The organism is Pseudobdellovibrionaceae bacterium (genome assembly GCA_020635075.1).
In the GTDB taxonomy this organism is placed as follows: Bacteria; Bdellovibrionota; Bdellovibrionia; order Bdellovibrionales; family UBA1609; genus JADZEO01.
The window spans coordinates 760,732-774,182 of record JACKAM010000001.1 but is presented as its reverse complement, the minus strand read 5'-3'; the positions used below and the strand labels follow the sequence as shown (position 1 = coordinate 774,182).

The 13,451-nt window shown below is 50.2% G+C and carries 10 protein-coding genes; 3 read left to right on the top strand and 7 right to left on the bottom strand.

The annotated features are described in order from the left end of the window. Positions 1 to 40: 40 nt before the first annotated feature. The gene (locus tag H6624_03340; protein ID MCB9083349.1) at positions 41 to 499 is read left to right on the top strand and encodes a hypothetical protein; all 459 of its coding nucleotides are present in this window, start codon (positions 41 to 43) and stop codon (positions 497 to 499) included. Between the two features lie 1,185 nt (positions 500 to 1,684). Next, a complete protein-coding gene (locus tag H6624_03335; protein ID MCB9083348.1) occupies positions 1,685 to 2,857 on the top strand; it encodes an HNH endonuclease in 1,173 nt (390 codons plus the stop codon). On the opposite strand, the gene H6624_03330 is transcribed toward H6624_03335, so the two are convergent. After that, on the bottom strand, positions 2,854 to 3,171 hold the full coding sequence (locus tag H6624_03330; GenBank protein ID MCB9083347.1) for a four helix bundle protein: 318 nt from the start codon (positions 3,169 to 3,171) through the stop codon (positions 2,854 to 2,856). The two genes, H6624_03335 and H6624_03330, sit on opposite strands and share 4 nt — an antisense overlap. Positions 3,172 to 4,289: 1,118 nt before the next feature. On the opposite strand from H6624_03330, the gene H6624_03325 reads away from it, so the two are divergent. Further along, the gene (locus H6624_03325; GenBank protein MCB9083346.1) at positions 4,290 to 5,417 is read left to right on the top strand and encodes an ATP-grasp domain-containing protein; all 1,128 of its coding nucleotides are present in this window, start codon (positions 4,290 to 4,292) and stop codon (positions 5,415 to 5,417) included. Positions 5,418 to 5,427: 10 nt separating this feature from the next. On the opposite strand, the gene H6624_03320 is transcribed toward H6624_03325, so the two are convergent. From H6624_03320 to H6624_03295, 6 genes are all read right to left on the bottom strand, one after another. Next, positions 5,428 to 5,670, bottom strand: a complete 243-nt coding sequence (locus H6624_03320) for a hypothetical protein (protein ID MCB9083345.1) — start codon at positions 5,668 to 5,670, stop codon at positions 5,428 to 5,430. 119 nt (positions 5,671 to 5,789) lie between these two features. Then, entirely contained in the window at positions 5,790 to 6,449 is a 660-nt protein-coding gene (locus H6624_03315; GenBank protein MCB9083344.1) for a phosphatase PAP2 family protein, read from the bottom strand. Beyond that, positions 6,446 to 7,558, bottom strand: a complete 1,113-nt coding sequence (locus H6624_03310; protein MCB9083343.1) for a squalene/phytoene synthase family protein — start codon at positions 7,556 to 7,558, stop codon at positions 6,446 to 6,448. Before H6624_03310 ends, H6624_03315 begins: the two co-directional genes overlap by 4 nt. A 39-nt stretch (positions 7,559 to 7,597) precedes the next feature. Continuing rightward, positions 7,598 to 8,530 carry a mechanosensitive ion channel gene (locus H6624_03305; protein MCB9083342.1) on the bottom strand — a complete coding sequence of 311 codons (933 nt, stop codon included), beginning with the start codon at positions 8,528 to 8,530 and terminating at the stop codon, positions 7,598 to 7,600. 3 nt (positions 8,531 to 8,533) lie between these two features. Then, positions 8,534 to 11,500: a hypothetical protein gene (locus H6624_03300; GenBank protein MCB9083341.1), complete on the bottom strand. Its 2,967-nt coding sequence runs from the start codon at positions 11,498 to 11,500 to the stop codon at positions 8,534 to 8,536. A gap of 65 nt (positions 11,501 to 11,565) precedes the next feature. Then, on the bottom strand, positions 11,566 to 13,443 hold the full coding sequence (locus H6624_03295; GenBank protein MCB9083340.1) for a hypothetical protein: 1,878 nt from the start codon (positions 13,441 to 13,443) through the stop codon (positions 11,566 to 11,568). Positions 13,444 to 13,451 lie beyond the last annotated feature (8 nt).

Genomic DNA, 13,451 nt, shown 5'->3' with positions numbered 1-13,451 from the left:
AAATGATCCCAAACGTGCAGATTCCATCTTGAGTTACTACATGACAAAGATGGCAAATATCAAAAACATAAGCGCTCCGTTTAAGGTATCTTTGTCATTCTTCAGCATCTGCCTCCTTGCAAACTCTTTCGGTGGACTCGCTGTCAGTGAATTCAAGCTTACCGACCTTCTCGCCGTACTTTTTCTGCTCACTTTCTTCCCAGTTCTATTTGTGTTGTTTGAGAACTCTCTTGAACCACAATACCGCTACATTTTTAAATCTGGCAGAGCTCTGTATATCGAGGCCCTGATGATCAAGGGCATTCCGACCTATGCTCTAGCACTCTTCCCATTGGGAATGAGTCTTAGTATCCCCTTTCACATCGAAGTGATTCTGGGAGGAACGATCATTGTCTTTCACTTCATGTACTATCTCGATCCGGCTAACATCAGAAATCGATTCCAAAAAACAGTGTCAAAAAAGATTTTCGATTACCTTAGAAGCAAGAAGAAAGATTAAAAAAGGTTGAACCTTCGCTTTTGCCAGTGATGCCGCCGGAACTCACAACATCGGGTCCAAACTAATTGCCTGCAGAGTGACCCACCCAATTCCTCCGCTGGCCCAAGGGCGAGGTGCCCGACCCGCCGAACCCGTTGACTCCTTGCCGATCTAAACACACCATATCTATATGAAGCTAAGAATCCTGGCTGACCGATTTCAAGAGAGGTTATCGAAGCTTTTTAGAAAGTCCCGGACGCCTTCTTCGATTGATGGCCTCATCGCCCTTTTTGTGATCGTACGACAATTTGGATACGTTGGACTTGTCCTACTCTATCTGAATATGAAATCATTCACCTATGGTGCTGCTGTCCCTTTGGGGGCCACGATTATCTGGCTGATCCTAATCGGGATCACATCCCTCCTCCTCAACAACTCCATCTGCCTTGTTTGCGGTCAACCGGCCAACCAGACTGGTCTCACCTGGCTACCTGTCTTCCAATGGCATAAATGCGGGAGCCCAAATGGGAGGTCCTAAGCACGGTCGGCCTTTTCAGGAAAATAGAGACATGGGGAGTGCAACGATCACCTTACTTGCAATTCTGTTTCCCTCCAGCGCCATTCTGATTGGACTCTATTTCGCATGGGGGATGCCTCTAATTTCAAATGGCGAGATTATGGTCGACTCCCTCGTATTCCTGTTTCCGATCGTAATTGGCTCCCTAGCGGCACCAGGATATCTCTACTACCTGATTAATCGTAATTCTCATAAACCTCAGAGCAGAATTCTTCACATTTGGATTGGAGCCAGCCTAATAGGTGGGATGATCGCAAGCCTAACCGGGGTTATTGGATTTTACACCGTCATCGGAATTCCATCCATTGTTGGCTCAATGTTTTGTTCGATATGGCTCGCCATTCACTTTTTCAAGCGTCGATGACCTGAGCAACAAAACTCAAAAGACAAACGTCATCCAATTGATCAATTTCGCAAAAATCTATTGACGGTTTTTCTGGCCTCTTAAAATGTCCAGAGTTCCCACCAATTTCGATTTTTCGATTTTCTTTTGCGAGAACGCTTTAAAGTCCGCAACGGCCCTATTGGTGCCTATTCCGGGCGATTTGATCTGTATTAGGCAAGCTCCTCAAAATCGCACTAAAAAACCTATGCTATAAGATCTCAAATCGTCACGAGGGGGACAGGATTTGAATCAGCAGCATGACTTTGAAAAGCAATTGCCACAAAAGATACGGGACATTCATCACAAGGCCCTGCAGGTTTCGGCCCGATACAAGGCGGCGGAAGTTGATCTGATGAACATATTAGATCAAGTGGATCTCTACAGAGTCTATCTACGCTATGGATTTAACTCTCTATTTCAATACGCTGTTCATGGCCTGGGGCTTGCGGATAATGTGGCCTACACTTTTATTAATGTTACTCGCAAATCCCGCGAGGTGCCGGAACTGAAAGAGGAGATCGAAAAAGGATCTTTGACGGTTTCAAAGGCGAGAAAGATCACGGCTGTCATCACCCATGAGAATAAGGACCATTGGATTGAGATGGCCAAGTCGTCCACTTCCTCAAAGGTTGAACGTGAGGTAGCCAAAGAAAACCCCCAAGAGGCGCGCAAAGGTCGAATGAGCTTTGTCCATCCACAGAATGAGATCCAAGAAAAGGTGGCCATTCGCCAGCAGCCCTCGGCCGTGCGAGTTCAACTTCAGGTGGGAATATCGGAGAAGCTCATGATGAAAATTCGCCGAGCCCAAGATTTGGTGGGTCAAAAGTCAAGAAACCCAGTCGGCCTTGAAGAAACCCTGGAATCCTTAGTCGACCTCTTTCTCGAAAGGCATGACCCAGTGGAAAAAGCCAAACGGCAAGCGATTCGAGGGAAACTCGCGGACCTGAGCCAAGACAACAGCCCCAAAAATCAAAACGATTCAAAGCAACATGGGAATGAGAACACAGGCGCCCAAACCCAAAGAGATTCGAAACCGAATGAGACCCAGGATGGGAATGGGAATGGGAATGGGAATGGGAAATCAAATCACGGCTCTATGACGCAGACATGTCCGCAACATGTCTTAAGACAAGTTCCCGAAATGGGCGCGTCAAAAAACAACTCGCGGACTGGCAATGGTCGGAGACCTCTCCCCGCCGCCACCAAACACCGAGTGATGCTGAGATTTTCGGGCCAATGTGGCCATGTCAACCACCAGGGCGAGCGGTGTCGGGAGACAAAGTTTTTGGAGATCCATCACCTCAAACCAATAGCCCTTGGCGGAGACAACAGTATTGAGAACCTCACCCTGCTCTGTTCCGGCCATCATCGGGCTCAGCATCTTTCTGGCTTACCGACTCTACCCTTGCCCAGCTAGGTGGCAAGGGCCAGTTTGTAGATTGAGGCTCCCAGATGATCCGCAAGGTCAATCAGTTCAAGGTCGTCAACGTCTTCAATTCTCAGTATCGCTTGGCACTCACGCAAGGAGCCCAAAGAGATAAAGTAAAACCGCCGTTTGTCTTTTGGGCTTGGCTTGCCACTCCCCTCGGCAAGATTCAGCGCCACCGACGAGGAGGCCCGGAGCATCTGATCCCGCAAATGAATCGGCAACTTCAACAGTTTCACCTTCTGGCAAAATTCCACCGCCAAATCCAATGATCTGAATTTGTATTCGTGTTTTCTCTGTGTCATTTTAAATTCCTTTGTAAAGTGTGTTGGCCATCACCCCAAGGTGGGCCAACCACTGCAACAAAGGAAAACGGATCACGGTCCGGATACGGACACCGCCACGGAAACGTTAACTGGTTACCGTTTACTGGTTACGGAAAAAAGGGCCCAACGAATGTAACAAAGGAGAAAACCACTAACGGTCCCGGAACCTGGCACGGCAACGTTTACGGGATTCAGATCACGGGTTACGGAGAATGGTCGACCAACCACTGCCACAAAGGAACAACTCCCGCGAGCGTTACCCGTAACCCGTTCACGGTACCGTGCCAGTCTACCGTCTCCGTCACTGTAAACGGACACAGTAACCGTCCCGGAAACGTTTACTGATCACGGACGACGGATTACGGAAAAAGGTCGACCAACCACTGCCACAAAGGAACAAATCCCGCGAGCGTTACCCGTAACCCGTTCACGGTACCGTGCCAGTCTACCGTTTCCGTCACCGTAACCGGACCGACACACGGAAACGGTCACGGAAACGTTTACTGATCACGGACGACGGATTACGGAAAAAGGTCGACCAACCACTGCCACAAAGGAACAACTCCCGCGAGCGTTACCCGTAACCCGTTCACGGTACCGTGCCAGTTTACCGTCTCCGTCACTATAAACGGCCACGTCCACGGAAACGGTCACGGAAACGTTTACTGATCACGGACGACGGATTACGGAAAAAGGTCGACCAACCACTGCCACAAAGGAACAACTCCCGCGAGCGTTACCCGTAACCCGTTCACGGTGCCGTGCCAGTCTACCGTTTCCGTCACCGTAACCGGACCGACACACGGAAACGGTCACGGAAACGTTTACGGGTAACGGACCACGGATTACGGAAAAAGGTCGACCAACCACTGCCACAAAGGAACAACTCCCGCGAGCGTTACCCGTAACCCGTTCACGGTACCGTGCCAGTCTACCGTCTCCGTCACTGTAAACGGCCACGTCCACGGAAGCGGTCACGGAAACTCTAACGGGTTACAGACCACGGATCACAGGAAATTTGGCCTCCCGCGTCCGCAAATAGGACCTGGAACCCAATTGGGGTTGAATCTGGGCGGCGGCCTCAATAGCATTGGGGTATGCTTGTCCTTCTGTTGGGTTACCGACAACAAATTGCACAGGTTTTAGAGTCTAAAGGGATTCCCTTTTGTATTTGGTCAGAGAAACCTTTAAAAAAACAAGTCCTCTGCCAGAAAATCATCATTGAGGACTATCCTCACCAAATTGAAGATGGCCTATCTCAATTGGCCGGCCTCCCGATTACCCATGTGATCGCCGGAACAGAGGCCACTGTCTATCTTGCTTCTCGCCTGCGGAAGGCACTGGGCGCACGCTCCAATCCCGACACCGCAATTATTCTTTGCCATGACAAAATTGAAATGAAGGAGTTCTTGCGCGACCGTAAAATTCCCATGACGGACTTCCTGCGCGGCAATGAGCTGAGAAACCCAAATGCCGTGATTTCCCGGCTAGGAAGTACTGTGGTGGTGAAGTCTCGCGTGGGCTCCGGAGGACGAGGCCTGGTGTGGGTGGATCAAGATCCGGAAAAACTCCGCCACCTGCTCACCGACGATGTGATCATTGAGTCTCCAATTAAGGGCACAGAAGGAAGTGTTGAATCCCTAATCCAGGATGGTCGAGTTCTCTTCACCAATATCACTCGCTACACGAAAGTGGGCACAGAAAATCGCGTACCTGGTGATTACCCGCAAGAGATCCAACGCGACATTCTTGAACTCAATCAAAGGGTATTGAGTGAAATCGGCATCCAATGGGGACTGACCCATCTAGAGTTTTACCACACTGAAGCCAATCAAATCCTCTTCGGCGAAGTGGCACTGAGGCCTCCAGGCGGATACATCATGCAAGCCATGGAGCTGGCCTATGATTATGACTTCTGGCGGGCTTTTGTAGAGATCGAGCTAGGACAATCGGTGACACCACCATCGGTGCAAGCGATGGCCTTCGCCGCATCAGTAATTTTTCATCCGGGAGAGAAAAGTAAAATCACCCGTATTGAGGGTAAGGCTGAAGCAAAGGCTCTCGCCAGCATGGTAAAGGTAAGGATTAAGGTAAAAGTTGGAGATTCAGTTAAAAACCGCACGAGTGTGGGCGAAGATGTGGGCTATGCCCTACTCAAACATGAAGATCCGGATCAGCTCACCAAGGACCTGGAAGCCCTCCATCAGACTCTTCACATCGACTGATTGCAACCCATTAGTCTAACAAGCCCGCCGGATACCGGTTCATAGAATGCCTATTGGAACCGTCCTGGCTATAACGCTTCAGAGGGATGTAATTGGGCCCGGGTAACCGACCGGCGCTTTCAATGCGAATGGAATCAGAGAAGTCATTTACAAAGGAAACAAACACCGATTGAGCCATATAGATAGCCAGAACAATCGAGAGAAGTTGAAAAAGCCTGACGACGACATCGGGGCTGGATTGAGTGGTTTGCATAATGGCCTCCTTTCTTTCAGTTTAGGAAAAAGGGGGCCAAAAACCGAGATTTCGTGCTTACAGAAAGAGCGCTAAGTTGTCAAAATCCCTCATTTTTTGACAGATTCCATGGGATTCTGTCAATCCTTAGCCTTCCCCCACATCTTGCGCGAAGACTTATAACCATAGATGGGCAAAAGGAAGTAAAAGCCGGAAATCACCCACTTGATGAGAATGCTGGCAATCAGCCACCCAATCAGGGCTCCGCCAATCACATCGCCTGGATAATGAACTCCCACATAAACCCGGCTATAAGCCACAAGGCTAACGACCAGCCAGGCCCAAATGTGAGCCGTTGGATGATACCAGGTAATGAGGCGGGCCAGGGCAAAGCCTGTGAGCGCGTGGTTTGAGGGAAAACTGAAGCTCTTTGGCCAATAGGGCACGCGCACGATGGGAGCCTGGAAGGCCTTGTTATCAGCCGCCTGCTGCGCCTGCACCGCCGCCAACTGGTGGGGCCTTAAGCGCCCAATACCAGGTTTTAACGTCCTGTAAGAAAGAGAATCACACAGGCCTGCGACCAAACCCAAAACTATCAATACTTTAATTGCATGGTTACGCTTAAACCACCACCAGGTGAGGATGACCACGGGCAGAACGCCCCACGTGAAAATCTTTTGATGATGAAGATTGGTGATGAATACGAAAAAAGAGGTCAACCATGGGTGGGAAAGCTCACTATTGATTAGGTGAAAGAGTTGGGCATCAATTTTTTGCAGCCACTCCATCACAGAACTCAAGCCCCACTCATTCCCAGATCAATAAAGTCCTGGGCCTGAAGTTCCCCACGATACAATCGGTTGAACCACTGCTCATCCTGTCGACCAGGCCCCAGGCATTCGCCCGAAACCAAAGCCGGCACACCGCCCATTTCGAGACCACCCTCTTCGGCAAGGTCAAAAAATAAAGTCTCCAGGAATTCATTGTCGTCGATATTTCTCTCCAGCAGCCCAAACAGTTCTGCGGTGGCCGCACGAGGAATCTTTCCCATCCTCTTGCGTTCGAAGGAACGCTCGATCCAAGGGATGGACGCCAGACCCAAAAACAAAGACTGAGCACAGAACAAGCGAAAACCTCGCTGTTGTACCGGCAAGGCCTTTATAAAATTCCAGGCGCCGAGGGCGTTTTGACTCAAGCTGGATTTGATTTCCGGCCGCGAGTGAACGAAAAATCGCCCCTCTCTCTCGTCGTCCATTTGATCTTTAAGAAGATTGATTTTTTGCAAAAACAAACCAAAGTGATGAGCTTCCAACACCAGTCTTTGCGCAACCTTTAGTTGAGGTTCAACCACGGTCACCAAGCGAGCCAGAGTTTCACCGACAACTCCGGCGACGAAAAAGCAATACTGATTCACCTCACGCAGATTGCGCAGTCTCAACTGCCCCCTTTGCCTACGTAAGCGAGAGTAGTACTGCATCCCTGCACTCATGCACTCCACCATGTCCTGGATCACACCACGAACTGTAAAAGGAACATCATGAAGATCTTTAAATATCAGAGCCGAGTCCATGAGAAGAAGTTTTTCCCCTTCAGGAATTTCCTCAGGAAATGCCTTTTGCCACTCCTTAAGGTTCTCTTCCTGAGGTGGCTTCTCCAGAAAGCCATCGAACTCGCCAAACTGGCGAAGCTGTTGACTCAGCTTTCTCCATGGAGCGTCCTCAACCGTATCCAAGATTCGGCAGATTAAATAAGTCAGGCTCACCCAGCCCCGAAGTGGAGCATCAAGCTTGGAGATACAATAGGCGAAACTGCGACTAACCCGGTCTAAGTGCTTTTGATAAAAATCAATTCTTAGCATGATTCTCTTAATGTGAAAGGCCTCACCCGGGGGGTCAATATGATTCGCCACCTACACCAAATAATGACGGCGATTGCCATGATGCAGAGTTTAATTTGGTGGATTTTTGGCCCTCGAGTCGACGAGTTGAACCTGAATGGCCGAAAGGCTGTCCAAGTGCACATCTCTCTGAGGAAAGGCAATAACCACGTTGTTCTGGCGAAAGAGTTCATCGATTCGATAGCGCATATCACTCTCCACCTTTTTCATTTGCATCAGACTCATAAAGCGCAGCCAGAAGAACACACGGAAATTGAGACTGTTATCACCAAATTCAAGAAAGAACACTCCTGGCTTGGGATCAGAAAGAGCCTCATTCACATCCACCACCGCTTGCAAAAGCAATTTCTCCACCAAACGAGTGTTTGATCCGTAGGCGACTCCCACGTCGACATTGGACCTAACAATGTCATCGGACAAGGTCCAATTGACGACATTGTTCTCCAAAAATGTGCTGTTGGGCACTAATATATGGGTATTGTTCATGGAGATAATCCGCGTACTGCGCGCACCAATATGTTCGACCTTCCCCGACAGGCCACCCACATCGACAAAATCCCCCACTCGCACCGGACGCTCAATCATCATGATCAAGCCACTGATAAAGTTGGACACAATCGTTTGCGAACCAAAACCGACCCCGATGGCAAGAGCACCTCCCAAGACCGTGAAGATCGTGATCGGCACGTTTAGCAATCGCAAGACAAAGAGGGTGAGGATCACCAGGAGAACATAAAAGATCACGGTCTCCAGGGTGTGCTTCAATGACTGGTCAATATCCAAACGGGAAAGGACCTTGGAACTCACCTGCCGACTGATATTGCGACAGACAAAATAGCCGATAAACAGAAGAATCACTCCGGTAGTGAGCTTACCCAGGGTGATGGGCTTATTGTCGACGACAAAGACCTGAAACCGCCATACGTCCGGAAGCCAACTAAAGATATCCGCCTGCCAACTGTATAAATGATCGGTGAAGTTCATGTCTTACTTTCTGTTAAAAAGTCCCTTAATCTTCTTGTCGATACTCTCTTTGACCTTCTTCTTTTCTGTGGCCACAGCTTTCTTAGTTTCATCCTTCACTTTCGACTCCACCTGGGCGACAGTCTTCTTTTTTTCAAAAGCTAAAGTCTTCGCCAACATCTTCTCAATCACGGGCCCCGCAACTGACAATGACGGCGAGGTCAAATCTCCGGAAATCTCCAGCGGCACGATGAGCCGCCCCAGCTCGTCTGAATTGGCGTCTTTGACGCTGCCCTTGACTGGAGGATTTGCCAGCGAGAGTTCGCCCTTCAACTCTCCAACTAAATCAAATCCCAATTCTCCCTCAGCTGACAAATCATTTTTTCGTGGCGTTTTAAGGCTGAGCTTTTTAATCTGAATTTTTTCATTCTGGGCTTTGTAGGCGATATCCAGTTCGGCGGCCATGACCTGCCGTCCCTGGGATTTGTCTTTCGCATCGGTAGCTTGCCCAGGCAGTTGTGACAAGGCTTGCTGAATTTTCTCTTCCCAATTCAGAGTCGATAGAGAAAAGCCACGGACCCCAAGTCTGCCTTCTGCTCTCAGTGAGTGCCACCATCCCTCGCCCTTCGGCCAAGGCAGATTCAAAGCGCTATCAACACTCGCCACACCTCTCACCAAGCCCTTCTTCTCAGGGCTCCACCAACTCACAGCGCGATTGAGATCAACTCCCTTAAACTCCATCTTCATCGGCACTAGAGGGAGAATTTGCCGCAGTGGCACCGTCAGCTCCGTGACCACTAAGGATCCCCCAAAAAGACTCGCCACCCGAGCACCGCCTTTGAGGCTCCCCTCGGAGAAAATCATATCGGCACTGACTTTCTTGAATGTCTCTCGCCCCAAACTTAATTGACCCACCTGAGCACCCAGTATCATTTTGCTTTGATTAAAGAGAGGCCAATCGGGCAAGATAGCCTTTGCTTCAACCTGACTTTCGATCCCATGGTCCGGGTTGGCCTCGCCATCAGCCATTGGGATATTGAGGTTGGGCAGGCGGGCCTGTAGATCGCCGGTCATTTTGATGGGGCTTTTTTCTAGTCCCAGCGCAAAATCATAAGTCCCGGTCAGACGAACCGAACCATCCACGCTGCCGCCCACTCCATAGGCTCCCAGTATGGGCATCACTCGCGCCGCCTGGCGGAGGTTCAATTCCTCAACTCCCAAGCTGAGATCAAAAATTGGCTTCTGCGGCTGTTTAAAAAATCCTTTGCCTCGAATTTCCCCTGCTGGATGGGTGAGGGCCAGGCTGTTGATCAAGACCTTATCGTCCAGCTTGCTGGCACTGGCCCTGAGAGCCAGAACTTGCCCTGGTTTTTTGCGGAACTTTTCGCCGATGACAATCCCTAGGCGCGTAAAGTCGGCGGCCACCGATCCTTTGGCCCGACTCAAATCCGTTCCCTTTGCCGAAATCTGCACGTCCGCGGTCACCTGTACAGGTCCCCCCGCATACATCTGGGTCTCTTTGTTGGCATACTTCACATTGGCCGAAACTCCGGAAAGCTTTAGAGGGGCCAAATCGATAGCCAAGCTCTCTGGAACGGACAGATCCCCATCTAGCCTGGCGTTGACTTCCAACTCGCCCTGCAAGCTTTGCTCCTTAAGAAACGGAAAGAAGGCCTCAAAGCCACCCAAATTTGTAGGCGGGATCTTGACCTGAAGTTTGGAGCGACCACCCGGTCCTTCTTGAATAAAACCGCGAACAAATGCCCTTAGCCGAGTGAATTCCAGATCCCCTTTGTCGATGCGCAATCCGGGTCCTTCCTGCTTGGCCACCACGTGGACACGTAGACGTTCATTAGATTTTTTGCGGAACCAGGGATCCAAAGTCATCTTTGCGCCACTCAAATCCACCACGGCAAAAAGATCATTGAACTTCCACTTGTCCCAGTAGACCGCATCAATCCGGGCATCAGCTCCCACTCCCCCCACGAGTTCCAGATTTTCCTTCTTCCATTCCGTATCGCCACGAAAGCCTTGCACCAATGCTTGAACCGCAACATAAGGGCTCGACTGAGGTTTTTGAGCAAAGTGAATTTTGCCAGAAAAGGCTCCCGCCCACACGCCCGGCGGAAGAAACTGGGGAGGCACCTTCAGCTGCCCCAAATCAGGGACTTGAAAACGCACCAGCCAGTTGTGCTGAAGAGGTTTTAGGTCCGTCGATCCTGCGGCGGCGGCAATCAAACCACCAAAATCCACATTAATCCTTTTGGCCTCAATCCTTTCCGGAGAGGTGAATATCTCCTCCGAGCTGATTTGCACCGGAATGGATGTGGTTAACAGTCTTGTCTTGAGCCCTGCCATCAAACTGAGGTTGAGCGACATCGGGCTACGATTGTGAAACAAACTATCTTGTCTTAACAATAGTCCAATATTTTTAAACTGCAGACGTGTTGCCTTTTCCTCTTCCTCAATTTTGTCAGCAAAAACAAATTCCACCTGTCCCCTCTGGATCTGCGTATCCATAGAGGTGTCAAAGCTAAGGGGAAAAAAGAACCCACCCCCACTCTTTTCGTCGGAAGACTCACCAATCTGCTCTTTTCCCGGCAACAGCGTCATGCGAAAAAAGGGGTCCAAAAGGGTTAACCGGGTGCGAAATTGAAAAGATGGAAAGTCGGCCAAGGGATTGCCAAAGTGGACATCGATATCGACTTCAGGGAACATGATCTGCAATGTCCCATCAGTTCTGATCACCTGAATCTGCCGGGCCTTGAGGCTCAAGGGAACTACCGACCTCAGAGTAAGATCACCGACAACCACATCGCCCTTGAAAGCCTCGGAGCCCTTTTGCTCGATCCAACTTTTGAATTTTGGCTCAAGTAGCGAAGGCGCAAGAGCCCAGGCGACCGCTAAGGCGACAATAAAGCCCAACAATAGAAGAAGAAAGAACCGCCGAATTTGTCTCTGCCAGGGCGAGTTCTTTTTTGATCTGGTCATAGTATAGATTGTAGGAAACCCCAGGGCTGCGGTCACCCCACAGCATCAGCCTTGCGACCTAAGTCTTAGGGATCAAAGGGGTGGTAGACCTTGCGCAAAAGATTCTGCCAGTGTTGGGCATCTGATCCCTTTATTGGCCAGGAGAAAAACCGGGACTTTTGAAAGTCGGTCACCCGGGCATCATAGTCTTCTGTCGAAGCTGGCAACCAGACCGAAGTACCCACAAAAGATGCTCGGGAGCGGTCCTTAAAAGTATAGGACTCCCCCATCGCCCTATTGAGCACCGAGTAGTTAAGTGCTTGATCCACTTCAATCAAGCGCTTAAGAACTCTCTTTGCCTGAGGGGTGTTAAACCCGTGGCGCATCTCTTCCTGCTTAATCATTCTCTGCATCAGGTGAGCCCAAAGCCCCACATCTTTCATGCCCCCAGCAAAACTCGGGGTTTTACCAATGACATATTGGATTTCCAGGGCCCGCTCAGGCTCTTCGTCAATCAAAGCTAAAAGGTCCCGTCCCAAATGACGGAGTTCAGGTAAAAGATAGTTGCGCATTTCAGCGGTGGAGACTGAGGCCATGGTCAAGGTGTCTTTGCCCTTTTGGTCCATTCGCCACTGAAAACCACCTGAGCTAAATGAGGCGCGAACGATTTCAGGGATGGCGTAGCCCAAAAGCAAGGCTTCATCCACCTCAAACGAGTCAATTAGGCGCTGACAGGCCTCGCCCGCCATTCCATCGCGCTGACAGATGGGACTGAGTTTGGCTTTGGCCACCAGCTCCCGCACTTTGCCGAAGATTTGCTTGCGAAAACCAGCAAAGCTCCCTCGATTTAGCTCGTACATTAAGCGACGATAAGGAAGACCAAAGAAGTTTTGAATTTGCGCCGACCCCACCACAAAACGGGCCACTCCTTCCATTTCATAGGCCACTTCCAGTTGCTGCATCAGACAGGCGTCAGACACATAGAGATCGAATGGCTTGCCTTCTAAAGGGCCATCAACCACATCTTGAAGAACTTGGCGTAAGCTGGGAATGTCCAAATAGCTTCCGGAGGAATCATCAAAGGCCAGGCCGCCGTACTTGCCTTGAAAACCGCGCACCAATTCAAGATCGGGAGTTTGACTGCCCATGGGCCCCAGCGGAACAAGTCCACCTGGTCTTGGTTCTGCGACCGGACCTCCCGGCTGCTTCAACTCCAAACCTTTAAGAAACGGATTCCACAGATCATCATTGGGCGACTGGGCTGGCAATTTGGGCTCAACAGCCGTCCATCCCTGTCCATGTCCCCAGATCATCACCATGTAGTGCTTGGAAGGATATTGGCTAACGGCCCAGTTGAGGAATTCCCTCAGCCTTTCCGTATGGTCTGCACGGTCCTCGGGAACAATGGCCACCAGGGGCGACCGCACCTCTTTTGCCTGCCAGGAACGAATGACGGGCATACCAATATCGGTGCGATATTCCCGCGGGGCCTGAAACATATGAAAGCGCCTGGCCCCCTCTTTGTCCGCCGTATCCACCTCAACGATCAAATCCGTCTTTAGAGTCGAAGCCGCGTAATTGCCACTGACAAAATCGGCCTCCATCTCATAGAGATCGGCCAGTGCATAGGGAGACAGATCGTTGTCCGCGGCCATATAAACAAGCACTGTCCAATCCTTGTAACAGTTCTGCCGGTTCGTTCTTTTGAGCCAACTGGAATAGCCCTCATTGCCCTTTTCTGTCCGCTTCTCATCCGCGGGAAAAGGGTATTGAGCACCATTGTAACTGGCATCTTCCTCTCCAGGCGCCTGCTCATCGAGAAGATAATTATATTTGTGCTGGTTTTTAGGGATTAGACGAGACCAGGCCTCCCGGCAAGATTGCTGCGGAAGGCCTGCTGAGACGGGAAGCGAGAGACCAAGACCAAAAAGAAGTAAGAATATCTTTAATGGTCTGCTCGTCATCTCTCGCT